Below are 24,520 nucleotides of genomic sequence, written 5' to 3'. Positions count from 1 at the left end.
ATTGTACAAGCATGATAAGGAGGGGCATTTTATTTTGAGCTATATTATTGAAGATGCGAATGTCGTTTCAGACCAGGGCATCCTGAATCGATCCTTTTTAATTCAGGAAAATAAAATCAGTCATTTTGGCAGATCATTAAGAAAATATCAAGGTATGAGGATGAATGTTTCTACTTATTTTATGACACCTGGTCACACTTTCATTGATTTTGATTTAATCAAGTGTGATAACTTGAAGGATTTCAAACAAAGGTTAATAAACTTAATTTCTAAAGGCTGTACAACAGTTTTAGCTCCTTGCTATATTCCTTATGAACTTGATTTTGAAAAAAATATTCGCGGAGCAAGGCATAGAATGATAAATAGTACAATTGATTTTACTATTGGTGTGCACATGACAGCTGAAAAATTGACCCCATCCCTTGTTAGGTTGTGTAAACGTCATAAACTCCCCTACATTATTGCTGAGATAAGTGAGCATACCGATATCCATTCAATTCCATGGGGGTGGATTAGGGATGCCGGGTTTCAATTTCAAGTCCCAATCTATCCTTTATGGAAAGTAGAGGACGAAAAAGTGTTAAAAACGCAGATGGATAGATGGGAATACGTAACATCCCTCAACAAAATCCCAACATATCTTCAGTTTCCGATAGATTTAAGACCAATACCAAGAGTTATTCGTAAGCAAATCGGACTTTTTCCGAAAAAAGGAGAGCTCTTAATCGGGAATGATCTCGATTATAATTTATATCAATATCCAGAGTTTGTGTTGAAAGTTGAAGATACAACCAAACTTGATTATGATAAAATTGATCCGATTATTACAGTTCATAAGGGCAGATTATTAAAGACCAAGCTTGAGACGAATTTTTTTCCGGGATATGGGGAAGAATTAAAAATTAAAGCACCAGGTCTTTTTAGTTGAATCAAGTGGCTATAGCCCCACCTTTAGCGCTGGCTGTGGTGGGTTTTTATTTTTAAATTTAAGGAGTTTGGATATGGACGAAAAGTTACTTAAAGCCATTCAATTAGTTGAAAATGGAAATATAAATGAAGGTCTTCAGTATTTACATAGTCTCATAGATATATCAAATCATGAGGAAAAATTAATGATTGCCGATCTTTATTTACAATGGGGTTTTTTAGACGAAGCTAAAGAAATTGTGAATGAACTACTGGAATTGTATCCTGATGAAGGTCAATTATATATTTATGCTGCGGAAATAGCGATTGAACAGGATTACGAAGGCGATGCACTGGACTACTTGGAAGAAATAAAAGAAGATGATCCGGCCTATCTTCAAGCTCTGATTTTGATGGCTGATATGTTTCAAATGCAGGGCCTTGATGAGGCGGCTGAACAAAAGCTTTTAAAAGCGAAACGATTAGCGCCTGAGGAAGCATTGATTGACCTTGGATTGGGCCAATTTTATTCAGATATTGGCGAATATCAAAAGGCGATTCCATTTTTTCGAAATTTAATAGATACAAATGTAGAGATTGAACATGCAAATGTCCATTTATTGTTAGCGGATGCTTTTGTTCATACAGGGTGTTTCGAGGAGGCTCTTGCAAGCTATGAAAAAGGGCTTACGAATAAAATTGAAATTAATGGGCTTTTTAACTACGGTTTAATGGCTTATCAACTTGAACGATATGAGCTTGCTGTAGCAAAATGGAATGAACTTAAACTGATGGATCCAGACTATGTACCAGTATACCTTTATTTGGCGAAAGCCTACGAACAAATGGGGGCATTAAATGAAAGCTATCAAACGACGCAAGAAGGACTGCAAATAGATCCGGAGTATAAGGAACTGCTTGTGTTTGCTGCAAAGATCGCTATGAAGATACAAAATGATAAAGACGTGGAGGCCCACCTTGTAAAGGCAATCGAGATTGATTCTGGTTTTGTTGAGGCCATTCATTTATTATCAAGCTATTATCTTTTTCATGAGCAATATGAAGAAGTTGTTAGTCTCCTTGAAACAGCAGTTGCAGGGGACGAATATGACCCACAATTTGACTGGGATTTAGCCGTTGCAAAAAATAATTTAGATAGATATAAAGATGCATTAAACCACTATGAGAATGCATATACTTCTTTTAAAGACAATATACAGTTTCTTCAGGATTTTGGTTATTTTCTTCTAGAAGATGGAGACCAGAAAAGAGCGAAGGATATGTTTGAACGAATTCTTGAAATTGACCCGCAGTGTATGGAAATTGAAGAAGAGTTGTTGCGTTTGGAAGGAAAGTAGTTTTTTGTAGAAAACGTGTAGAAATTTGTCATGAATTTTAAGCAGGATTTTGTATATTTCTTAAAGAATTATATTATTAAAACGGAGAGAAGAAAACGCAGAGGAGGGATTTTTTTTGGCAACCCCTGTATCTGTCAATGAAAAGAAAGAATTCGTGCGCTGGTTTTTAAATCATTATCAGTTAAAAAGACGGGAATGTGTTTGGATTTTGAATTATTTAATGAGCCATGACCAATTGATGAAGAATGTTCATTTCGTCGAACAGGCTGCATATTGTCCAAGAGGAATTATCATGTCAACCCATTGTGTGGATGATGTACCGTTTCGATTTTATAAAGATAATGTAATGACAACCGATGCAGAAAAATCCTTTCATGACATTCGCTTAAATCGTGATCAAGACATCTACATGCAACTAAATTTCAAATCATCTTTTTCTTGCTCAAATTATGTTGCAGTACTGGAGGAAAATAAGTTTATCCCAAACCATCTTCAGATTAATGAAAAAGATCAGCAACTAGCTCAAAAATTTCTGGATGAATCTTTACGATCTTTCCAAAGAGATAAGCTTCTCGCGCAAATCGATGAGGCTTTAGACAAATTAGATTTTGATAAGTTTATGCATCTTTCCGCACGTTTAAATTCATTGCTGGAATGCCAAAATACTTCCTCGATTTAGAGGAAGGTTTTTTTTTGCCTAAAAAAATGTTTTAATATAAGAAAAGCGGAAGCGACCGGTTAGCGAAGTCAACTAGCCGCTGGGAGCTGGAGCTAGACATTTAAAAGGGGAGAATATGCATGAAATGGGTTAGTGCAGATATTGAAATGTACATGAAAGCAAGAGAATATGTAGATACTGTTATTGTACCACTTATACCGATTACCTTTAAGGGAGACATGATTCCAACTGTCGAGATGGGTGAATTTATTTCAATTCTAGCTTCAGAGCTTGAAAGAGAATATAAAGGCAGACTCATTGTCCTACCTGCTTTTACATATTTAAGAGAAGAGGAGCCATCCACTTTAATTAACAGAGTCAATCTATGGAATAATAATCTACTTCAAGATGGTATTAAAAATGTAGTGTTATTAACTTCAGATTCTGATTGGAAGCTCAATGAAAAAGATGTACAAGCTACCTTGCTTTGGGTGCCTTCCATATCCTTTAAAGATCTAGATAAAAAATACATAGAGCAAATGGTAAAATCACAGATGAAGTCAATCCATTCACTGGTTATCAATCTGTGGAAAAAAGAGAGTTGATGCTAATTTTACCCTTGTTTTTTCGACAGATTTTATTGACCAAAGGACAAGTTTGCGCTATCATGAGTATGTCCTAGTAATATGTGTGTTTATTAATGATTTGTCCGGATGGACTATCCTGTTAATAGAGGGGGGAAAAGAATGAGTAAGGGAAATAAAGTAACTAGACGTCAATTTCTTAGCTACACACTAACAGGTGTTGGTGGATTTATGGCAGCGGGCATGCTTACTCCAATGGTACGTTTTGCGATTGATCCGGTGTTAAAGCCAGCTACTAAAGGTGAATTTGTTGCAGTAGTTGAGGAATCTAAGCTTACATCTGAACCACAACGTTTTGACTTTACAGTACATCAGGTTGATGCTTGGTATGAGTCAGATGTAACAATGTCAGCATGGGTTTATAAGAAAGATGATGGCAGCATTCAAGCAATGTCACCAGTATGTAAACATTTGGGCTGTACTGTAACTTGGAATGATCCAAAGTTTGCAAACGAATTCTACTGTCCATGTCATGATGGAAGGTATGAAAAGGATGGCACTAATATACCTGGTACACCACCGCTTGCACCATTAGACCTTTATGACCACAAACTTGAAGGCGGAACTTTATATCTTGGTAAAGCTAGACCACGAGCATAGGAGGGGCGTAATAAATGCTTAATAAAATTTATGATTGGGTAGATGAGCGTTTAGATATTACGCCGGTATGGCGTGATATTGCTGACCATGAAGTACCTGAGCATGTTAACCCTGAACATCACTTTTCAGCATTTGTATACTGTTTTGGCGGACTTACATTCTTCATAACTGTCATCCAAGTTTTATCTGGAATGTTTTTAACAATGTACTATGTTCCAGATATTAAAAATGCTTGGGAATCAGTATACTATTTGCAAAATGAAGTGGCATTTGGTGTAATTGTGCGCGGAATGCATCACTGGGGAGCAAGTTTAGTTATTGTTATGTTATTTTTACACGTTTTACGTGTGTTTTTCCAAGGAGCTTATAAAAAGCCACGTGAATTAAACTGGGTAGTAGGCGTATTAATTTTCTTCATTATGTTAGGACTTGGTTTTACAGGATACCTATTACCATGGGATATGAAAGCATTATTTGCAACAAAGGTAGGTTTACAGATTGCAGAGGCTGTTCCATTACTTGGACCTTCAATTAAAACATTATTAGCAGGTAGCCCTGAAATTGTTGGTGCACAAACATTAACGCGTTTCTTCGCAATCCATGTATTCTTCCTGCCAGCAGCATTATTTGGTTTACTGGCTGCCCATTTCATTATGATTCGAAAACAAGGTATTTCGGGTCCATTGTAAAATACATATGTAACATAAGGGAGGGAAGACGATGCATCGCGGAAAAGGTATGAAATTCGTTGGGGATTCTCGTATATCTGCTGAAAGAAAACCCAATGTACCGAAGGATTATTCCGAATATCCAGGAAAAACGGAGGCATTTTGGCCGAATTTCCTTTTAAAAGAATGGTTGATCGGGTCTGTATTCTTAGTTGGATACCTTTGTTTAACCATTGCGCATCCATCACCATTAGAGCGTATAGCTGATCCGACTGATACAAGCTATATTCCATTACCAGACTGGTATTTCTTATTCTTATATCAATTACTTAAATATGAGTATGCATCAGGTCCATATACAGTAATCGGTGCGATGATCATTCCTGGTCTTGCATTTGGTTCGTTACTATTAGCACCTTGGTTAGACAGAGGTCCTGAGCGCCGCCCATCAAAACGACCAATTGCAACTGGTTTAATGTTATTGGCACTAGCTGCAACAATCTTCTTAACTTGGCAATCAGTAGTTAACCATGACTGGGAAGCTGCTGCAAAACAAGGTGAAATCAAGCAAACTGTTGAATTTGATAAAGAAGATCCAGGCTACAAAGCACTTGAAGCTAGCGGCTGTTTAAACTGTCACGGTACAGATTTGACTGGTGGACCAGCAGCACCTGCTTTAACAGAGACTGGCGCAACTTTATCCGCTGAGGAAATTGCTGATATCGCTGTTAACGGCCGTGCAACAATGCCACCAGGTATGTTCAAAGGTTCTGATGAGGAACTAAAAGCACTTTCTGAGTTTATACACGGTCTTAGTGCAAAATAATTTTACAAATTAAAAGCTGACTTTCAGTAGAAGGTCAGCTTTTTTATTAATTTTAATCCGGAGTTGAGTAGATGAAGCTATTAATCCACTTTTTAGGTATGCGCCCAATTTTATGGCTACTGCTAGTTATTAATATATTTGGTACGATTTGGGGTTACATCTGGTACGGTTGGCAATTAGCGGAAACACCTCCCCGATTTCTACTCTTTGTTCCAGATAGCCCTACGGCAAGTTTATTTTTCGTGATTGTTTTAATTGCATTTTTATTAAGGAAAAATTGGCCAATAATAGAAGCATTAGCAATTGTAACCCTCTTTAAGTATGGGATTTGGGCCGTTGTGATGAATTTATTAGTTTTAAAAGTTGAAGGTAGCCTGCCATGGGAGGGATACATGTTAATCGCCTCTCATTTTGCGATGGCTGCCCAGGGTCTGTTATACGCACCATATTACCGCCTAAAAGCTTGGCATTTAATAGTCGCAGCTGTTTGGACTTTACATAATGATGTAATCGATTATGTGTTTGGAATGATGCCAAGATACGGTGTACTCAGTGATTTTACCCCGCAAATCGGTTATTTTACATTTTGGTTAAGTATCGCATCAATTTTAATTACATATTGGCTATGTATCCGCGATAAACATTATCAAGCTGAGTTGCAATAAAGTTCTACTCTTGTCCCTTCTTTCATACACTCATACAAAGTATATGGGGGGACAAGTGATGACTAAAAAGATTGTAATGGTTTTTGTATTTTTGTTATTTGTAATTCCTCAACAAATGATATACGCCAACAATAATAATAGTTGGACATACTTAGATAATATGGCTGACAAAGCACTTATACTTACGAAACAAGAAAAATTCGATCAGGCTAAACAGGTATTGGAACAATTTTCGGAACAGTTTTTGAAAACCTACCCGAAAGAAGATCATATTACCATGAATGCTTTACGTGTTATTTCTATAAGTAATGATGAGGCTGTTAAGGCGTTAACAGCGGTGTCATTAGAACATAAAGAGAGAGTTCGAAAAGTTACGCAGCTCAGGCTTGCTTTAGATGCATTGCATTCCGAACATCAGCCTTTATGGATGGAGATGGAAAAGCCGGTTTTGGATAGTTTTAAACAAATGAAAGAAGCTGCTTTAGATGAAGACAAAGGAAAATTCAAGCTGCAATTTAATGTTTTTACTACAAATATAGATACGATCTACCCTAGTTTAGTAATCAGTCTTGACCCAGAAGCTATTTCACGCTTAGACTCCCATATCCGCTTTCTTAGTGATTATGAACGTGTAGATGAAAAAAACAAAGAGAATCACCTTAAAATAATGGAAAAGGATATGTATAAACTATTTGGCAAAACTATTACAGACGAGACTGACCCATCTTTAATTTGGGTTATGATGACAACAGGCAGTATTATTCTTTCTGTTCTATTATATGTCGGCTTAAAAAAATTCAAGGCTGAGCATATTACAACGATTAAATACAGAAATCGGTAAGGAAAAAGGGTTATTAATTGACTAAATATTAAGCATTCAATAAAATTAAAGTATAAAAAATTTTCATGGAGGAATCGAAAGAATGGGCTTTTTAGTTTATTTTGCAATCATCATCCTCATCCCATTATGGGCACAAATGAAAGTGAAGGGTGCATATCGCAAATATTCTCAAGTTCCTGCATCTTCTGGGATGACTGGTGCTCAAGTAGCGAGGACAATTTTGGATAATAACGGTTTATACAATGTAAGAGTTGAAGAGACACATGGGGTTTTGTCAGATCATTATGATCCTCGTTCTAAAACCGTCCGCTTATCTTCTGGAAATTACCATGGGGTTTCCGTTGCTGGTGCAGCAGTTGCCGCCCATGAAGTCGGGCATGCGATTCAGGATGCACAAGACTATGCATTTTTACGTTTTAGACATGCTTTAGTGCCAGTAGCAAATCTTGGTTCAAATCTTTCTTGGATTCTCATTATGATTGGGATTTTTGCTCAAATATCAGGATTCTTGTTGTTAGGTATTGGCTGTATGGCAGCTGCAGTTCTTTTCCAAATTGTAACATTACCGGTTGAATTCAATGCATCAAGCCGGGCGATGGATGAAATTGTTTCCGCCGGTGTAATTCGCAATGATGAAGAAAGAGAAACTAGAAAGGTATTAAATGCGGCGGCATTAACCTACGTAGCAGCTGCACTTGTAGCTGTTCTAGAACTTGTACGTTTATTGTTAGTTTACACAGGTATGGTTGGAAATGAAGATTAAGATAGGGGGCTGATCATGTTCAGCCCCTTTTCTAACGTTCTATTGGTTTTTTGTTTTCATCTAATGTAAAACCTTCACCTAACACATCATGTACATCAGTGACAGTTACAAAGGCGTGGGGGTCAACGGAATGAATTAGGCTTTTTAGTTTTACAATTTCATTTCGCCCAACAACACAATATAGAACATTACGTTCTTGACCTGTAAAACTGCCCATTCCTTTTAAGATCGTTACACCACGGTCCATATCTTGCATTATTAGTTTTGCAATTTCGTTGCTTTTCTCAGATATAATAGTGGCACCTCTGGCAGAATAGGCCCCCTCTTGCATGAAATCAATAACCCTAGCACCAACAAAAACGAGAACAAGGGTATACATAGCTTCCCGGTATGACAAATAGAAAATTAAAGAAGCGGTGATCACACAAGCATCAAACAAAAACATCGTCCTTCCCATACTCCAGCCGATATATTTGTTAACCAATCTCGCAATGATATCGACACCACCTGTTGTACCCCCATATCGAAAAATGATTCCCAATCCAACCCCAATAAAGACACCTGAGAATAAGGCAGCAAGAAGTAAGTCCTCATGGAGAGGAATATGGAAAGGGCTAAAACGTTGGAATATCCATAAAAATATCGATACAGATACCGTTCCAATTATGGTATAAATAAAGGTTGTTCGACCCAAATACTTCCAGCCAATAAAAAACAGCGGAATATTAAGAACAAGGTTGGTGATGGAAGGATCAAGCCTAAATAAGAAATATAAAAGCAAGGTTATACCGGTAAAGCCGCCCTCTGCTAAATTATTTTCCATATTAAAATGGACTAATCCAAAGGAAAAAATAGCAGCCCCAAAAAGAATAAAGAGAATATTTGTTAGTTTTATACCTATCTTCATAACGAGGCCTCCTAATTAAGAAAAACAATATCATTATAAATTAGTTTGGAAAAAATGTTAAGAATTACTCTAAAAAGAAAAGGAATGGTTTGTCAAAAGACCTAAATTTAGCTAACATTAATATCAACAGACGAAATAGAGGTGAAGAATTAATTGAGTCAAAAGTCAATCGATGAGATGCAGAAAGAAGTTCATGAATATATAAATCAATTTAAAGAAGGTTATTTCAGCCCATTAGCAATGTTAGCGAGAATGACGGAGGAACTTGGTGAACTTGCCAGGGAAATCAATCACTTTTACGGAGAAAAACCAAAAAAAAGTGATGAAGAAGAAAAAACGGTAGAACAAGAGCTTGGGGATCTTCTTTTTGTGTTAATTTGCTTTGCAAATTCATTAAATATCAGCTTAGAGGAATCGTTTAATTTAGTTATGAATAAATTTAATACTCGAGATAAGGACCGCTGGACAAGGAAGGAATAGGAGGAGAACAATGGAGAAAATTACAATTATTTTAGCAGGACCACGTGGAAAGATGGGGATGGAGGCTTTAAAGCTCATTAAAGAAACGGAACATTTTGAACTAGCCGCGGCAATTGACCGAAAAAATGGGGGTAAACTAATTTCAAATATCGAGGGTTTGCCAGCCCTGGATGCTCCAATCTATGAGGATGTTGAACAATGCTTCCGAGAGATCAAAGCAGATGTATTATTAGACTTAACAACTCCGGAAATCGGCAGAAAACATACTGAGGCGGCCTTAAGGCATGGAATTCGACCTGTAGTTGGGACAACGGGCTTCAATGAGGAAGAATTGGAGGATTTAGCAAAAACAGCTGAGGAAAAAGGGGTTGGGGTTATTATTGCACCGAACTTTGCGGTTGGTGCTGTATTAATGATGAAATTTGCACAGATGGCAGCGAAGTATTTCCCGGATGTTGAAATTATTGAACAGCACCATGACCAAAAGCTCGATGCTCCTTCAGGTACAGCCATTAAAACAGCTGAATTAATTTCAAAAAGCCGAAAAGAAAAACAGCAAGGTCATCCAAATGAAAAAGAAACGTTACAAGGTGCAAGAGGGGCAAATATGAACGGCATGCGTATTCATAGCGTTCGACTTCCTGGTTTAGTTGCTCATCAAGAAGTTCTTTTTGGGGGAAATGGACAAATCTTAACGCTTCGCCACGATTCATTGCACCGCTCTTCCTTTATGTCGGGTGTTAAACTAGCTATAGAGACCGTAATGAATATTGATATTTTAGTTTACGGGTTAGAAAACATCATTGAGTAGGGGGGGATTGTGATGAATATTGCTTTAATTGCTCATGACAGAAAAAAAGAAGCGTTGATTCAATTTGTTTCAGCGTATACTCCAATTTTTGAAGACCATATATTATTTGCAACAGGTACAACAGGGAAAAAAATAATAGAGGCAACCGGGCTCCCTGTGCATCGCTTTCAATCAGGACCACTAGGTGGAGATCAGCAAATCGGGGCTATGATTGCCAATAATGAGATTGACTTAGTTATCTTTTTTAGGGATCCGTTAACGGCACAGCCGCATGAACCGGATGTCAGTGCACTACTCCGGCTATGTGATGTATATGATATTCCGCTTGCATCCAATATGGGGACTGCTGAAGTGTTGATCCACGGATTGGAACGCGGCGATTTTAATTGGAGAACTCTAGATGAATGAAAAACTAAAAATTGGCATAACATGTTATCCAACGGTTGGCGGTTCAGGTGTTGTTGCGACAGAACTAGGAATGTTGTTAGCTGAAAGGGGTCATGAAATTCATTTTATTGCATCAAGCATCCCTTTTCGGTTAAATAAATGGTATCCGAATCTGTATTTTCATGAGGTTGATGTGAATCAATACTCAGTTTTTAAATACCCGCCTTATGATTTATCTTTAGCAAGCAAAATGGCCGAGGTGGCAAGGCGGGAAAATTTAGATTTGCTTCACGTACATTATGCAATTCCACATGCGATAAGTGCCTACTTGGCAAAGCAGATGGTCGGAGGTGATCGTCTGAAAATTATCACGACCTTACATGGAACTGATATTACAGTGTTAGGGCATGATCCTTCCCTGCAGGAGTTAATTCGTTTTGGAATTGAACAGTCAGATAGAGTAACAGCCGTATCAAAAAATCTTGCCCGGGAAACTTATCAATTAGTAGAAACGAATAAAGAGATAGAAACAGTTTATAATTTTATAGATGATCGTGTTTATTATCGACGTGAGCGCCCTACTATTAGACATAGCTATGGGATTCAAGAGGATGAAAAGGTCATCATTCATATATCAAATTTCCGGCAGGTCAAACGAGTTCCGGATGTAATTGAGGCCTTTGCCCTTATTGAAAAGCATGTGAAGGCAAAACTACTTTTGGTAGGAGATGGCCCTGAATTTACAGTTGTTTGTAAAAAGGTAAAACAGCTTGGACTGCAAAATCGTGTTCATTTTCTTGGGAAGCAGGAAAATGTAGAAGAGATTCTATCATGCAGTGATCTCTTGCTATTACTTTCGGAAAAAGAAAGCTTTGGGCTTACTCTCTTAGAAGCAATGGCCTGCCGTGTACCTTGTATTGGCACAAACATTGGAGGAATTCCAGAAGTGATCGAAGATGGGATTAGTGGCTTTATTTGTGAATTAGGAGATACGAGTGCAGTGGCTGACAAAGCTATAACACTCCTATCTGACCGTGAATTACATAATAAGATGAGTCGACAAGCGTTTTTACGCACGAAAAATATTTTTAACCCGAAAAAAATAGTAGATCAATATGAAAAAATTTACTACGAAACCGTTTGTCCGGTATAAAGAGAGGGATAACATGGAAGAACCGTTTATAAAAGCAAAACCAATTATTGAAACTTTAATAGAGGCTGGATTTGAAGCCTATTTTGTCGGCGGTTCTGTCCGTGATCATCTTTTAGGGCGTTCAAGAGGTGATATTGATATCGCAACCTCTGCATTACCAGAAGATGTTCAAGCGTTATTTGATAGAACGATACCAGTAGGAATAAAACATGGAACGGTTGTCGTTTTACATAATCAAGAAATGTATGAAGTAACAACATTTAGAATAGATGGTGATTATCAAGATTTTAGACGCCCCTCGAAAGTTGAGTTTGTTACCTCACTTGAAGAGGATTTAAGTCGCCGTGATTTTACCATTAATGCCATTGCAATGGATATTCATGGCACCATTATCGATCCATTCGAAGGACAAAAGGATTTAAAAAATAAATTGATCCAAACAGTGGGAAATCCGGATGATCGTTTCTTAGAAGATCCGTTAAGAATAATGCGAGCGATTCGTTTTGTGAGCCAATTAGATTTTGAACTCAGTCCGGAAACGAAGAAATCGATTAAGAGGCATGCTCATTTACTAACTAAAATCTCAGTGGAACGGGTACTAGTCGAATTTGAAAAGCTTTTAACAGGGCAAACGGCAAATAAAAAGGCAATCATGCTCATCGCTGAACTGCAAATACAAAATTACCTGCCACTGTTAGACAATAAAGCGGAGGAATTAAGACAATTTGCAGTCCTTTGTTCGCAACAAGCACTAACCTTAGAGGAACAGTGGGCATTATTAATTCATATTCTTAAGATAGAGGACATTGAGTTCTTTTTTAGACAATGGAAAAGTTCAAATGAAAGAATAAAAACATGTAGGCTTTATTTAAATGTGATTGCAGAGCTTAAGAATTGCACGAACCTTTCGCGTTATACAGTGTATACATATGGGCCGGAAGCAGTAAAATCCGGCATCAGGTTATATTGTTTACTAGAAAATAAACAGTCTGATGCAGTGTTAACAGAATTGCAGACCATCACCCAAAGCCTCCCAATAGTAGCTAGAAAAGAAATGGCAATCACTGGAAATGATTTAATCGAATGGTATAGCAAAAAGGGAGGACCTTGGCTTTCGAAAACTATTGAGATTGTTGAAAGAGCCGTTGTTAACGGAGAGGTAGAAAATAATAAAGAAAACATAAAGGAGTGGCTTCTTACATGCAATCCTCCATCCGAAAACAATTATTAAAATTATTCTCAGATCATGAAGGGGAATTTTTATCGGGACAATTGATTAGTGACAAACTAGGTTGCTCTAGAACTGCAGTTTGGAAACATATTGAGGATTTACGGAAGGACGGCTTTGAGTTGGAGGCTGTTCAACGTAAGGGCTATCGTATCATAAAAAAACCTGATAGGATCAGCGGAAATGAAATACAGCTAGGTCTACAAACAAACTTTATTGGTCGTGAAGTTCATTATGAAGAATCGGTTACTTCAACGAATACACTGGCATTAAAGGATGCTTATGATGGTGCCCCGGAAGGCGCTATTGTTGTCAGCGAAGAACAAGTATCCGGTAAAGGGAGGCTTGGCCGTTCTTGGTATTCTCCTAAATTTACGGGGATATGGTTCAGTGTAATCCTAAAGCCCAATATTCCACCGCAACAAGCACCCCAGCTTACGCTTCTAGCGGCTGTAAGTGTCGTAAGGGGGATTGAAGCGGCCATCGGGTGTAAATGTGAGATAAAATGGCCGAATGATATCTTAATAAATGGAAAGAAAACCGTAGGGATATTAACCGAACTACAAGCGGAAGCAGATCGGATTAATGCGGTTATAATCGGCATTGGCATTAACGTGAATCAGCAGCTTGAACATTTCCCGGACGACCTAAAAGAAACAGCTACGTCTTTATCCATTGAGACAGGAAAAAAGCTAAATCGTTCAATGGTTTTGCAAGCAATTTTAAAAGAGCTAGAAGACTTATATGTGGATTATTTGGAAAATGGGTTTCAAGTTGTAAAAGTACTATGGGAAAACTATGCTGTTAGCATTGGAAAACAAATCAAAGCCAGAACTTTAACAGAAACTATCGAAGGAAAAGCAATAGGGATTACCGATGATGGTGTTTTATTACTAGAAGATAAAAATGGCACTATTCACCATATATATTCAGCAGATATTGAAATTTAGGAGAAAGATTAATTAATATAATATTCCGACTAGTTGAAAATATCCCCTGTTTTCTGTTATACTTGCAATGTTACATGGGTAGTATCTGTAAGAACTACACCGCTGAATGCAAGTACTGCAGATTAATTGAAATTTATACTGCCTTGATCCATAAAACGGACTAGGACAGGGGATGAATTAGCCACATTGCTTACCCGTCTTTCCGTATGGAAAGACTTTTTTGTTTTATTTCTATTTGGGTAAAAAAATGGCGGTCTTCATTCCCTCATCTACTTGAGGAGGGAAACAATTGAAAACAACTACTGATTTCCAAAAAATGAAAACAAATGGCGAACCGATCGTGATGCTGACGGCCTATGATTTTCCATCAGCAAAGCTTGCTGAAGAAGCAAATGTTGATGTAATCCTTGTTGGGGATTCACTTGGAATGGTCGTACTAGGGTATGAGTCAACCATTCCAGTAACGGTGGAGGATATGGTTCATCATACAAAAGCAGTGCGGCGGGGCGCAAAAAATACATTCATCGTAACGGATATGCCATTTATGAGCTATCATACATCAATAGAAGACACAATGAAAAATGCAATGAAATTAATGCAGGATGGCGGAGCACATGCCCTAAAGCTTGAAGGGGCTGGGGATGTTTGTTTCACTATTTCACGGTTGGTGGCTGCGGGAGTGCCTGTTGTCGCTCATCTTGGACTGACACCGCAATCCGTCGGGGTATTAGGCGGCTATAAAGTGCAAGGCAAGGATTCAGAAACAGCTAAAAAATTGATTGAGGATGCCAAGGAAGCTGAAAAAGCCGGAGCGATGATGCTTGTCCTAGAATGTGTGCCCAAACAATTGGCAGAGGTAATTACCTCGGAGATTTCAATTCCAACGATCGGAATTGGAGCGGGAAACAAAACAGATGGACAAGTATTGGTTTATCATGATGTCATTCAAAATGGTTTTGGCCATATTCCTAAATTTGTTAAACCATATGCCGATGCAAATTCAGTTATTCAAAATGCGATTCAACAATATAGAAGTGAAGTAAAGACACGTGAATTTCCAGATGATCTTCATTCTTTTACGATGAAAGAAGAACAACTTGTGTCTTTATACGGAGGAAAATAAGACATGCAGGTAATACGTTCTATTAAAGAAATGCAACAAATGGCAAAAGAGCTTCACAGGGAAGGAAACAGAATAGGTTATGTTCCCACAATGGGCTTTCTGCATGAGGGCCACTTAACATTAATTAACGAAGCAAAAAAGAATAACGACAAAGTCGTTATCAGTATTTTTGTCAATCCATTGCAATTTGGACCAAATGAAGATTTTGATGCTTATCCCCGTGACATTGAACGCGACGAAACTTTAGCTAATAATGCCGGTGTAGATTTTATTTTTTACCCAGAAGTTGGAGAAATGTACCCGGTTGATCTTTCCACTAAAATAAACGTTACTAAACGTGTAAACGTCCTTTGCGGAAAATCAAGAGAAGGTCATTTTGATGGTGTCGCTACAGTTTTAATGAAACTATTTAATATTATCATGCCTGACCGTGCCTATTTTGGTTTGAAGGATGCCCAACAGGTTGCTGTAGTTGATGGGTTAATAAATGATTATAATATTCCGGTTGAACTTGTCGCTGTTGGAACCGTTCGGGAGGAAGACGGTTTGGCGAAAAGCTCTCGAAATGTTTATCTAACTGAACAAGAGCGTAGTGTTGCGCCTGAACTGTATAGAAGTTTACAAAAAGCAGTTCAACGTATTTTAGATGGAGAAAAAAATCTTGATCAAGTTAAAACTGAAGTCATAAATGCTGTTCATGAAAAAACGTCCGGGATCATTGACTATGTAGAAATTTATTCTTATCCGGATTTAGTGGAATTAAATGAACCTAATGGCAAGATGATTATTGCACTTGCTGTGAAATTTTCAAAGGCACGTTTAATAGATAATATTACGTTTTCGATTTAGGGGGAAATATTTTGTTTAGAACATTAATGAATGCCAAAATACATCGGGCAAGAGTAACAGAAGCGAACTTAAATTATGTTGGCAGTATTACGATTGATGAAGATCTCTTGGATGCAGTTGGAATCGTTGAAAATGAAAAAGTCGCGATCGTCAACAACAACAATGGTGCAAGACTCGAAACCTACGTCATTGCAGGTCCACGAGGCAGCGGTGTTATTTGTTTAAATGGTGCTGCTGCACGTTTAGTTCAACCAAATGATATTGTCATTATTATTTCGTATGCGATTGTCCCAGAAGATAAAATTGCTCAGCATAAACCAAGAGTGGCCATTATGGATGAAAAAGATAACTCAATTAAACAATTAATTTATGCTGAACCTGCTTCAACTGTATTATAATGATATAGAGACGAATAAAAAGGCTTTCGCTTAATTTTAGCGAAAGCCTTTTTATACTATCAAAGTTTATACTATAATTTGTAGATAGTAAAAGAAAACGGGTTTGAGGGTGTAAGGATGAAAAATCGTTTTTTTGTTATAGATGTGGAGACGACCGGAAATAAAATTGGTACAGATAAAATCATTCAAATTGGTGCTATTCTAATTGAAAATGGTGAGATTATTGAGCAATTTGCCAGTTTTGTCAATCCAAATATGAAACTTTCTTCTTTCATTAAACAATTTACCGGGATTGAAGATGAAATGCTCAGCAAGGCCCCTACCTTCGATTTAATTGCACCAATGCTATCAGAAATGCTGGAAGACTCTTATTTTGTTGCTCATAATGTTCCGTTTGACATTGCTTTTTTAAAGGCTGAGTTTCGAAAATGTGGGGCAAAATGGAGGAATTGCCCGACTTTAGATACGGTTGAACTTTCAAGATTATTGTTTCCAACTTTAAATAGTTACAAATTAAATCAGCTTGCTACCGAATTGTCGATTGAACATGATCAGCCCCATCGTGCAGATAGCGATGCTGAGGCAACCGCACAATTATTGGTGAATTTATTAATAAAGCTTAAAAGCCTGCCATTAGTTACATTGAAAAAAATGCAATCCTATGCAGCTTCTTTCCAAAGCAGCCTAAAGAACCTGCTTAAAGATATAATCAATGAAAAAAAACAATTATTACTGACCGATACAGAAGATTATGATATTCACCGTAATATTGCATTGAAAGTACAGAGAAGACAAAGCCAAATTGAAAATGAAAGACTTAATTTTGATGACTTTGAAACCAAATCAATCATCCCCCTGCTTAAAAAAGTAGATCCAAAATTTGAGATTCGGGATGGCCAAATTGAAATGATTGAAACGATTGAAGAGGCATTTAAAACCCGAGTGCATGGATTGCTTGAAGCGGGAACCGGAACCGGTAAAACAATTGGCTACCTACTTCCATCAATTCTTCACGCCAAAAAAACAGGAAAGAGAATTGTGATTAGCACGTATACCACCCATCTGCAGGAACAAATAATGGGGCAGGAGATCAAAATCCTTAAAAAAGCTCTTCCATTTTCATTCGAAGCCACTATATTAAAGGGGAGGCATCATTATCTTTGTTTAAGGAAATTTGAAGAGTGCATGGAAACGGATAGTGATGATACGTATGATACTATATTTACAAAATCCCAAATACTAGTATGGCTAACAGAAACAAGTAATGGGGACGTTGATGAAATTAACTTATCATCTGGGGGAAGACTTTTTTGGAATAAAGTAAAAAGTGATTCTTCCTGTTGTAGCAGCAAAGAATGCCCATGGTTTTCAAGATGTTATTACCGTCAAAAACGGAACGCAGCTGAAGTTTCCGATCTTATCATTACGAATCATGCCCTTCTTCTTTCAGATATGAAAAGTGACTTTTCATTAATACCAGCTTACAGTGAGCTTGTGATTGATGAGGCCCATCATCTTGATGATGTTGCCAGTGACCATTTAGGGATAAAGTTGGATTATACATCTATTCAAATATTGCTAAATCAAATTGGTCTTTCTGATGGAATAGAGCTGCTTCATAAAATTAAGTTGGCAACAAAAAGCATGAACATTGGCCTTTCATCCGAAATTGATAAGGTTGAGGAGCAATATATTGAAACTAAAAATATGATTGACGAGTTATTTAGAACAATCCGAACTTATACTTTAGCCCAGAAACAGCAAAGCAAGAATGAGATAGGCCGGATCACATATCGTTTTGATTCATCAAGTGAAGAAGGTCCATTATGGAAGAGTGTGAAAAGCTATGCATTTTTAGCAATTGAAATGCTCGAGGATATAAAATTTAATATTTTATCGATAGGTGAAAAGCTTGAAGCTCCATTCGGACTAATAACGGACATTAAATCGCTTGGAAAGGCTTTGGGGGATATTAGCAATGGTCTTTCCAAACTGTTATTTGAACATGAATCTAATAATGTAACATGGGTCGAAATTGAACCTAAGGGTGCACAGAACTCTGCCTTCCTATATTGTCAACCGATCGATATAAGTGAATTATTGGCTGACCGCTTGTTCGCTAAAAAGGAAAGCGTAATACTGACATCGGCAACCCTAGCAATAAATGATTCTTTTCAATATATAAAATCCAGCTTAGGTCTTTTGGATTTTGAAGTAATTACAAAAAAAATAGCTTCTCCTTTTTCTTATAAGGATCAGGTTCAGCTTATGCTACCTATTGATGTTCCGGAAATTAAGGATGTAGAGCAAACGGAATTTACCTGTGAAATCGCAAGTAAGATTATTGAAATTGCCAGGGTAACCCGAGGAAGAATGCTCGTTTTATTTACATCCTATGATATGCTTGAAAAAACTTTTTACAATGTTAAGGCTGCTGCTGGATTAGACGGATTTGTTTTAATTGGCCAAGGGATTTCAAGTGGAAGCCGCGACCGATTAACAAAAAGCTTTAAACAGCATGAACAGGCAATCCTTTTTGGAACAAGCAGCTTTTGGGAGGGGATCGATATCCCCGGGGAGGATTTAAGCTGTATTGTCATTGTAAGACTGCCATTTTCTTCGCCAGATAATGCAATCATGGCAAGAAAGTCAGAATTGATGAAACAGGAAGGAAAAAATGCTTTCATGGATCTGTTCTTACCTCAAGCCATATTAAGATTTAAACAAGGTTTTGGACGCCTGATTCGTGCGAAAAATGATCGTGGGGTTGTTTTTGTACTAGATCGCCGCCTCTCAACAAAAAGCTATGGAAAAAAATTCATTCATGCGTTGCCTCCGATTGAAATATATGAAGAAAAAACCGACGTATTATTAAAAAAGTTATCCGATTGGCTATGAGACATTTTTTCAAAAGAAAAAAGGGGCTACCTTAAGCCCCAAATTATGGTGTTGGAAGGAGATAGTTTTTATTAAATATTGTATAATGGGAAAAGAGACGAAGTAAAAAACTTATTTCTTAATACTATATTTCACTTTTACGGTTAACGATATGTGTAACAAAATTTGTTTATCTTGATCTTAGGGGGAGCGTATGAATAGTAAAGTGGAGGTCTTGGCGACAGTACGGATTCAAAATTCACCGGATCTTTATAAAATTGTTGATATTTTGAATCGAACACTGAAGGAAAGGGATGTAATGTTTGGGTTGGCTCTTGACCAAGAAGACCCGAATAAAGCAATTTTTACTATATATCAAACTTAGAGGTTTACTATGAAAAAATGGTTGTATATAATACCCTTATTAATGATTATCATAATTTGGCAGGCTTCCCACATTTATCATGAAAGTATGAGCTTCCAAAAAAAAGGTGAGAAAAAAGCAATTGCTTTTGCTGAAGAAAATGTAAAAGGATTGTCATCTATTTATGATGCAGAGTACTACCATGGAAGATTGGCTTATACCGTACTTTATGGAACAAACGATAAAGATGAGGATATCATCGTTTGGGTACCAGATTCAAAACAGGGGAAGTTGATTACAAAAAAGGCCAGTGAAGGGTGGTCAATAGAAAAAGTAAAAAAATATGTGATTGCGAATCAAAATCCTTTAAAATTAATTGATATAAGACTTGGTGCTGAAGTAATGAAGGATAATCGGACAAATAGAACTGAGACAACGCCGCTTTGGGAAGTCACTTATTTAGACCAAGAAAAGCGTTATACATATTATTTTATGAAATTTGAAGATGGATCATTTGTGAAAAGGTACAGTCTTAAAAAAGACCGCTTTGAGGAGGAAATTTAGCAATGGAATTAGCAAATCGTGTATCATCCTTAACACCATCTACAACACTTGAAATTACTGCAAAGGCTAAAGCATTAAAGGATGCGGGCCATGATGTTATAGGTCTTGGTGCTGGGGAACCAGATTTTAACACACCACAGCACATTATTGAGGCCGCCGTTAAAGCAATGAATGAAGGTCAAACAAAATACACACCTTCTGGTGGTTTAGTGGCATTAAAGGATGCAATTATTGAGAAGTTTAAAAAAGATCAAAACCTTACTTATGCCGGGAATGAGATTATTGTTTGTGTGGGAGCAAAGCACGCCTTATATACATTATTCCAAGTTATTCTTAACCAAGGTGATGAAGTAATTATCCCAACACCATATTGGGTTAGCTATCCTGAATTCGTAAAATTAGCTGAAGGTACTCCTGTCTTAGTTGAAGGTAAAGAAGCAAATGATTTTAAAATTACACCAGAACAATTTAAGGCTGCGATTACACCAAAGACAAAAGCTGTTGTAATTAACTCTCCTAGTAACCCTACGGGGATGATCTATACTGCTGAGGAGTTAAAAGCATTAGGTGAAATTGCCCTTGAACATAATATTCTCATTGTTTCCGATGAAATATATGAGAAGTTAGTTTATGGTGATAATGTGCATGTATCAATTGCAACGCTATCACCTGAGCTTAAGAAACAAACCATCATTATTAACGGAGTTTCAAAGTCACATTCCATGACAGGCTGGCGTATTGGATATGCAGCTGGTGACAGCACAATCATAAAAGCGATGACTAACTTAGCAAGTCACAGTACATCCAATCCAACATCAATTTCACAATATGCTGCCATCGCTGCCTATACTGGACCGCAAGAGCCCGTTCATGAAATGAAAAAGGCATTTGAAGAGCGCTTAAATAAAATCTATGAACAGCTAATGGAAATTCCAGGATTCCAATGTGTGAAGCCGCAAGGTGCTTTCTATTTATTCCCGAATGCAAGTGAGGCAGCTAGATTGGCTGGTTACGACGATGTTGATTCATTAGTAAAAGCGTTATTAGATGAAGAAAAGGTTGCTATAATTCCTGGTTCTGGATTCGGTGCACCTGAAAACGTACGTCTATCTTATGCAACATCATTAGATCTTCTTGAAAAAGCGGTAGCTAGAATTAAACGTTTTATGGAAAACAAAATCAAATAAAATCGGGAGAGTAAGGCGGTGTAAGTTTACCCCGCCTCTTTTCTGTATAAAATGAATAGGTAAATAATACAATGATAACCAAGTACTATTAACTATTACTTTAACTTTATTGCTTCGGTATAGTAGGAGGTAAAAAGAATGAAAACAACGATTTCAAAAGTAAGCAATTTTGTTGGACAAGAGGTAACGATTGGAGCTTGGCTGGCAAATAAACGCTCGAGCGGGAAAATTGCCTTTCTACAACTTCGCGATGGAACAGGGTTCATCCAAGGAGTTGTTGTTAAAGAAGAAGTGGAAGAAGACGTTTTTGCAAAAGCAAGAGCAATTACCCAAGAAACATCACTGTGGGTAACAGGGACAGTTCGAGAAGATGACCGCTCGCCATTTGGCTATGAGCTAGCTGTGAAAAATATTGAAGTCATACATGAATCTGTAGATTATCCGATTACTCCAAAAGAGCATGGCGTTGAATTTTTAATGGATCATCGTCATCTTTGGCTTCGTTCAAAGCGCCAGCATGCCATTATGAAAATTAGAAATGAAATTATCCGCTCTACGTATCAATTTTTTAATGATAACGGATTTGTTAAGGTTGACCCACCAATTTTAACCGGTACTTCTGCAGAAGGTGGCAGTGAATTATTCCATACTAAGTATTTTGATGATGATGCCTATTTATCGCAAAGCGGACAACTTTATTTGGAAGCGGCAGCGATGGCTTTAGGTAGAGTATTCTCTTTTGGTCCAACATTTCGTGCCGAGAAATCAAAGACAAAAAGACATTTAATTGAATTTTGGATGATTGAACCGGAGGCGGCTTTTGTTGAACATGATGAAAGCTTAGAAATTCAAGAGCAATATGTCAGCTTTATCGTTCAGTCTGTTTTAAAGAATTGTAAATTAGAGTTGAACACATTGGGACGTGACTTATCTAAGCTTGAGAATATTAAGGCTCCTTTTCCTCGGATTACTTATGATGAGGCAATTGAAATATTAAAGAAAAAGGGAATAAATGATATCGAGTGGGGAGAAGATTTTGGTGCTCCACACGAAGTTGCGATTGCGGAAGAATTTGATAAACCAGTATTTATTACACATTATCCGGCAAAAATAAAGGCCTTCTATATGAAACCAGACCCGAAACGTCCTGAGGTCGTATTATGTGCTGATTTAATTGCACCTGAAGGTTATGGTGAAATCATTGGCGGTTCACAAAGAATTGATGATTTAGAATTGATGCAAAAACGCTATGAAGAGCATCATTTAACAGGTGGCTCCTATGAATGGTACTTAGACCTGCGTAAATATGGTTCCGTTCCTCATTCCGGCTTTGGACTAGGACTAGAGCGGACTGTAGCCTGGATTACAGGGGCCGAGCATGTTCGGGAAACTATTCCATTCCCACGACTTTTGAATCGTTTGTATCCGTAAATAGCAAATTATATGAAAAGGCTGACCGCTTTTTGGTCAGCCTTTTTCGACAGTACATGTTATAATATCCTAGAGGTGTTAGCCAGATGAAAAAAGAAACAGTGATTGATTGGTTGGCTGAAGGGAGCGTTGCAATACCAAAGCTTCTGTTGAAATATTATAAAAGCATTGGCTTAAATGAAGAGGAGTTTGTACTGCTCCTGCACGTTTATTCATCAATTGAAAGCGGAAATTCATTTCCAACTCCTGACGAGCTATCAGAAAGAATGAGCTGTCATAAGGAGCACTGTATGGAAATTATTAAATATTTAATTCAACACAGTTTCTTGCAAATTGAGGGTGCAACCGGCATGGACGGTATAATACATGAAAGTTATACATTACGTCCATTATGGGAGAAACTTCTGCATTTTTTATCAGAGCTTGAGAACAAACAGGTTAAGCGTGAAAATGAGCAAGTTGAAATTAATGTTTATACTATGTTTGAGCAGGAATTTGGACGTCCATTATCACCAATGGAATGTGAATCGTTGACGATGTGGCTTGATCAAGAAAATCATAGCCCTTTATTAATAAAAGCTGCCTTACGAGAAGCTGTAATGAGTGGGAAGTTAAACTTCCGTTATATTGACCGGATTTTATTTGAATGGAAAAAGAAAGGAATTGAAACACTTGAACAAGCACAGGATCAAGGGATGAAATTTAGAAGCCATCAACGGGTCAAATCCCAGCAAATAAAGCAAGAAACAACTTCGATTCCTTTCTATAATTGGTTAGAATCTTAAAGCGGGAATCTATAGTCTCGCTTTTTTTTGAGGGGAAGGGAGGAGCTATATCCATGCTCAATAAAAAACAAATTGGACTAGTGTTAGATACGATGGGAGAAATGTTTCCGGATGCCCATTGTGAATTAAACTATTCTAACCCATTTGAACTTGTAATCGCTGTTTCTTTATCGGCGCAATGTACGGATGCACTTGTCAATAAAGTAACAAAATCATTATTTGAAAAATACAAAAAACCGGAAGACTATTTAGCTGTATCGTTAGAAGAGCTGCAAAATGATATTCGCTCGATCGGTTTATTTCGTAATAAAGCTAAAAATATCCAAAAGTTATGTAACATGCTACTTGAAGAATATGGTGGGGTAGTTCCAAAAGATCGCCTGTCATTAATGAAGCTTCCTGGAGTTGGCAGAAAAACAGCTAATGTCGTGATGTCAGTTGCCTATGGAATTCCGGCTATTGCTGTTGATACACATGTTGAACGAGTTTCCAAAAGGCTGGGTATTTGCAGGTGGAAGGATTCTGTTTTAGAGGTAGAAGAAACACTTATGAAGAAAGTACCGGAGGAGCTATGGAGCCAAACTCATCATCGACTAATTTTCTTCGGTCGTTATCATTGTAAAGCGCAAAGACCACAATGTGAGATTTGTCCTTTATTGGATATTTGTCGTGAAGGGCACAAGCGAATGAAAGGAAGTAAAAAATAATGTCTGAAAGACATTTCCCATTAGATACAGTCTTTAATCAATGGTATAGTGAAAAGGATGGGATTGCAAAGTTTTTTAGAGATCGCAATACACAAGCAGCACGAGCTCCGATGAAAAAACATATAGCGAATTTCTTTGCTGTTTTGTTTGAAATCAATAATCTTCAATTAAATAACAGTGACGAGGTTATTGAGCAAGTTGACAAACTAAAGATTAAACCTATTAACAGTAAAGAAAGATTATCATTTTTGATAGAAAGTCCAACTCATTATCATTCTTTTATACAGTTATCTGAGATGTTTGAGGAACTTGAGAAGCAATATAGAAAACTTCTTGCGATAGAACAAAATAAAACCCGCATCACCGATCAGTAATTGGGATGCGGGTTTT

28 protein-coding genes are annotated in these 24,520 nt (G+C 37.3%); 27 read left to right on the top strand and 1 reads right to left on the bottom strand.

Annotation, left to right across the window (positions count from 1 at the left end):
• Positions 1-34 precede the first annotated feature (34 nt).
• The 10 genes from BAZO_RS09095 to BAZO_RS09050 all read left to right on the top strand — a co-directional run bounded on the left by BAZO_RS09095 (position 35) and on the right by BAZO_RS09050 (position 7,929).
• Entirely contained in the window at positions 35-928 is an 894-nt protein-coding gene (locus BAZO_RS09095) for a hypothetical protein (protein ID WP_003331140.1), read from the top strand.
• 73 nt (positions 929-1,001) lie between these two features.
• Complete coding sequence (locus BAZO_RS09090) at positions 1,002-2,264, top strand: tetratricopeptide repeat protein (protein ID WP_003331139.1); 1,263 nt, start codon at positions 1,002-1,004, stop codon at positions 2,262-2,264.
• A 115-nt stretch (positions 2,265-2,379) separates the two neighbouring features.
• Complete coding sequence (locus tag BAZO_RS09085) at positions 2,380-2,943, top strand: ReoY family proteolytic degradation factor (RefSeq protein ID WP_003331138.1); 564 nt, start codon at positions 2,380-2,382, stop codon at positions 2,941-2,943.
• 119 nt (positions 2,944-3,062) lie between these two features.
• Entirely contained in the window at positions 3,063-3,527 is a 465-nt protein-coding gene (locus BAZO_RS09080; protein WP_003331136.1) for a YpiF family protein, read from the top strand.
• A 141-nt stretch (positions 3,528-3,668) separates the two neighbouring features.
• Positions 3,669-4,166, top strand: coding sequence for a Rieske (2Fe-2S) protein (locus BAZO_RS09075; protein ID WP_003331135.1), 498 nt, complete (start codon positions 3,669-3,671; stop codon positions 4,164-4,166).
• 14 nt (positions 4,167-4,180) lie between these two features.
• Positions 4,181-4,855 carry a menaquinol-cytochrome c reductase cytochrome b subunit gene (qcrB, locus tag BAZO_RS09070; RefSeq protein WP_003331134.1) on the top strand — a complete coding sequence of 225 codons (675 nt, stop codon included), beginning with the start codon at positions 4,181-4,183 and terminating at the stop codon, positions 4,853-4,855.
• A gap of 31 nt (positions 4,856-4,886) precedes the next feature.
• Positions 4,887-5,660 carry a menaquinol-cytochrome c reductase cytochrome b/c subunit gene (locus BAZO_RS09065; protein ID WP_003331133.1) on the top strand — a complete coding sequence of 258 codons (774 nt, stop codon included), beginning with the start codon at positions 4,887-4,889 and terminating at the stop codon, positions 5,658-5,660.
• 71 nt (positions 5,661-5,731) lie between these two features.
• Positions 5,732-6,325, top strand: a complete 594-nt coding sequence (gene lhaT / locus BAZO_RS09060; RefSeq protein ID WP_003331132.1) for a lipoprotein heptaprenylglyceryl N-acetyltransferase LhaT — start codon at positions 5,732-5,734, stop codon at positions 6,323-6,325.
• A 58-nt stretch (positions 6,326-6,383) separates the two neighbouring features.
• On the top strand, positions 6,384-7,166 hold the full coding sequence (gene ypjB / locus BAZO_RS09055; protein ID WP_003331131.1) for a sporulation protein YpjB: 783 nt from the start codon (positions 6,384-6,386) through the stop codon (positions 7,164-7,166).
• 82 nt (positions 7,167-7,248) lie between these two features.
• Positions 7,249-7,929, top strand: coding sequence for a zinc metallopeptidase (locus BAZO_RS09050; RefSeq protein ID WP_003331130.1), 681 nt, complete (start codon positions 7,249-7,251; stop codon positions 7,927-7,929).
• A gap of 31 nt (positions 7,930-7,960) precedes the next feature.
• Here BAZO_RS09050 and BAZO_RS09045 read toward each other — a convergent pair whose 3' ends face one another.
• A complete protein-coding gene (locus BAZO_RS09045) occupies positions 7,961-8,836 on the bottom strand; it encodes a YitT family protein (protein ID WP_003331129.1) in 876 nt (291 codons plus the stop codon).
• 177 nt (positions 8,837-9,013) lie between these two features.
• On the opposite strand from BAZO_RS09045, the gene BAZO_RS09040 reads away from it, so the two are divergent.
• From BAZO_RS09040 to BAZO_RS08965, 17 genes are all read left to right on the top strand, one after another.
• Positions 9,014-9,316 (top strand): nucleotide pyrophosphohydrolase, encoded by a 303-nt coding sequence (locus BAZO_RS09040; protein ID WP_407697166.1) that lies wholly within the window; start codon positions 9,014-9,016, stop codon positions 9,314-9,316.
• Between the two features lie 10 nt (positions 9,317-9,326).
• Positions 9,327-10,127 carry a 4-hydroxy-tetrahydrodipicolinate reductase gene (dapB, locus tag BAZO_RS09035; RefSeq protein WP_003331127.1) on the top strand — a complete coding sequence of 267 codons (801 nt, stop codon included), beginning with the start codon at positions 9,327-9,329 and terminating at the stop codon, positions 10,125-10,127.
• Between the two features lie 12 nt (positions 10,128-10,139).
• Complete coding sequence (mgsA, locus tag BAZO_RS09030) at positions 10,140-10,535, top strand: methylglyoxal synthase (RefSeq protein WP_003331126.1); 396 nt, start codon at positions 10,140-10,142, stop codon at positions 10,533-10,535.
• On the top strand, positions 10,528-11,667 hold the full coding sequence (bshA, locus tag BAZO_RS09025) for an N-acetyl-alpha-D-glucosaminyl L-malate synthase BshA (protein ID WP_003331124.1): 1,140 nt from the start codon (positions 10,528-10,530) through the stop codon (positions 11,665-11,667). Before mgsA ends, bshA begins: the two co-directional genes overlap by 8 nt.
• A 13-nt stretch (positions 11,668-11,680) precedes the next feature.
• A complete protein-coding gene (locus BAZO_RS09020; protein ID WP_003331123.1) occupies positions 11,681-12,898 on the top strand; it encodes a CCA tRNA nucleotidyltransferase in 1,218 nt (405 codons plus the stop codon).
• Complete coding sequence (locus tag BAZO_RS09015) at positions 12,868-13,845, top strand: biotin--[acetyl-CoA-carboxylase] ligase (RefSeq protein ID WP_003331122.1); 978 nt, start codon at positions 12,868-12,870, stop codon at positions 13,843-13,845. Before BAZO_RS09020 ends, BAZO_RS09015 begins: the two co-directional genes overlap by 31 nt.
• Before the next feature lie 289 nt (positions 13,846-14,134).
• On the top strand, positions 14,135-14,968 hold the full coding sequence (panB, locus tag BAZO_RS09010) for a 3-methyl-2-oxobutanoate hydroxymethyltransferase (RefSeq protein WP_003331121.1): 834 nt from the start codon (positions 14,135-14,137) through the stop codon (positions 14,966-14,968).
• 3 nt (positions 14,969-14,971) lie between these two features.
• On the top strand, positions 14,972-15,817 hold the full coding sequence (gene panC / locus BAZO_RS09005; RefSeq protein WP_003331120.1) for a pantoate--beta-alanine ligase: 846 nt from the start codon (positions 14,972-14,974) through the stop codon (positions 15,815-15,817).
• A gap of 11 nt (positions 15,818-15,828) precedes the next feature.
• Positions 15,829-16,215: an aspartate 1-decarboxylase gene (gene panD, locus BAZO_RS09000; protein ID WP_003331119.1), complete on the top strand. Its 387-nt coding sequence runs from the start codon at positions 15,829-15,831 to the stop codon at positions 16,213-16,215.
• A gap of 117 nt (positions 16,216-16,332) precedes the next feature.
• Positions 16,333-19,113, top strand: a complete 2,781-nt coding sequence (dinG, locus tag BAZO_RS08995; protein ID WP_003331118.1) for an ATP-dependent DNA helicase DinG — start codon at positions 16,333-16,335, stop codon at positions 19,111-19,113.
• Between the two features lie 193 nt (positions 19,114-19,306).
• Positions 19,307-19,477, top strand: a complete 171-nt coding sequence (locus tag BAZO_RS21675) for a YpmA family protein (RefSeq protein ID WP_003331117.1) — start codon at positions 19,307-19,309, stop codon at positions 19,475-19,477.
• Between the two features lie 9 nt (positions 19,478-19,486).
• Positions 19,487-20,020, top strand: a complete 534-nt coding sequence (locus BAZO_RS08990) for a cell wall elongation regulator TseB-like domain-containing protein (RefSeq protein WP_003331116.1) — start codon at positions 19,487-19,489, stop codon at positions 20,018-20,020.
• Positions 20,021-20,022: 2 nt separating this feature from the next.
• Positions 20,023-21,207, top strand: a complete 1,185-nt coding sequence (locus BAZO_RS08985; protein WP_003331114.1) for a pyridoxal phosphate-dependent aminotransferase — start codon at positions 20,023-20,025, stop codon at positions 21,205-21,207.
• Between the two features lie 138 nt (positions 21,208-21,345).
• Positions 21,346-22,638: an asparagine--tRNA ligase gene (asnS, locus tag BAZO_RS08980; RefSeq protein WP_003331113.1), complete on the top strand. Its 1,293-nt coding sequence runs from the start codon at positions 21,346-21,348 to the stop codon at positions 22,636-22,638.
• Between the two features lie 86 nt (positions 22,639-22,724).
• Positions 22,725-23,423 carry a DnaD domain-containing protein gene (locus tag BAZO_RS08975; protein WP_003331112.1) on the top strand — a complete coding sequence of 233 codons (699 nt, stop codon included), beginning with the start codon at positions 22,725-22,727 and terminating at the stop codon, positions 23,421-23,423.
• A 53-nt stretch (positions 23,424-23,476) separates the two neighbouring features.
• On the top strand, positions 23,477-24,130 hold the full coding sequence (gene nth, locus BAZO_RS08970; protein ID WP_003331111.1) for an endonuclease III: 654 nt from the start codon (positions 23,477-23,479) through the stop codon (positions 24,128-24,130).
• Positions 24,130-24,504 carry a YpoC family protein gene (locus BAZO_RS08965; protein ID WP_003331110.1) on the top strand — a complete coding sequence of 125 codons (375 nt, stop codon included), beginning with the start codon at positions 24,130-24,132 and terminating at the stop codon, positions 24,502-24,504. Before nth ends, BAZO_RS08965 begins: the two co-directional genes overlap by 1 nt.
• Positions 24,505-24,520: the final 16 nt, after the last annotated feature.

The organism is Schinkia azotoformans LMG 9581 (assembly GCF_000307855.1).
Classification (GTDB): Bacteria; Bacillota; Bacilli; order Bacillales; family Bacillaceae_J; genus Schinkia; species Schinkia azotoformans.
Note: the sequence above shows the minus strand (reverse complement) of the source record. Positions and strands in the feature narration are given on the sequence as shown.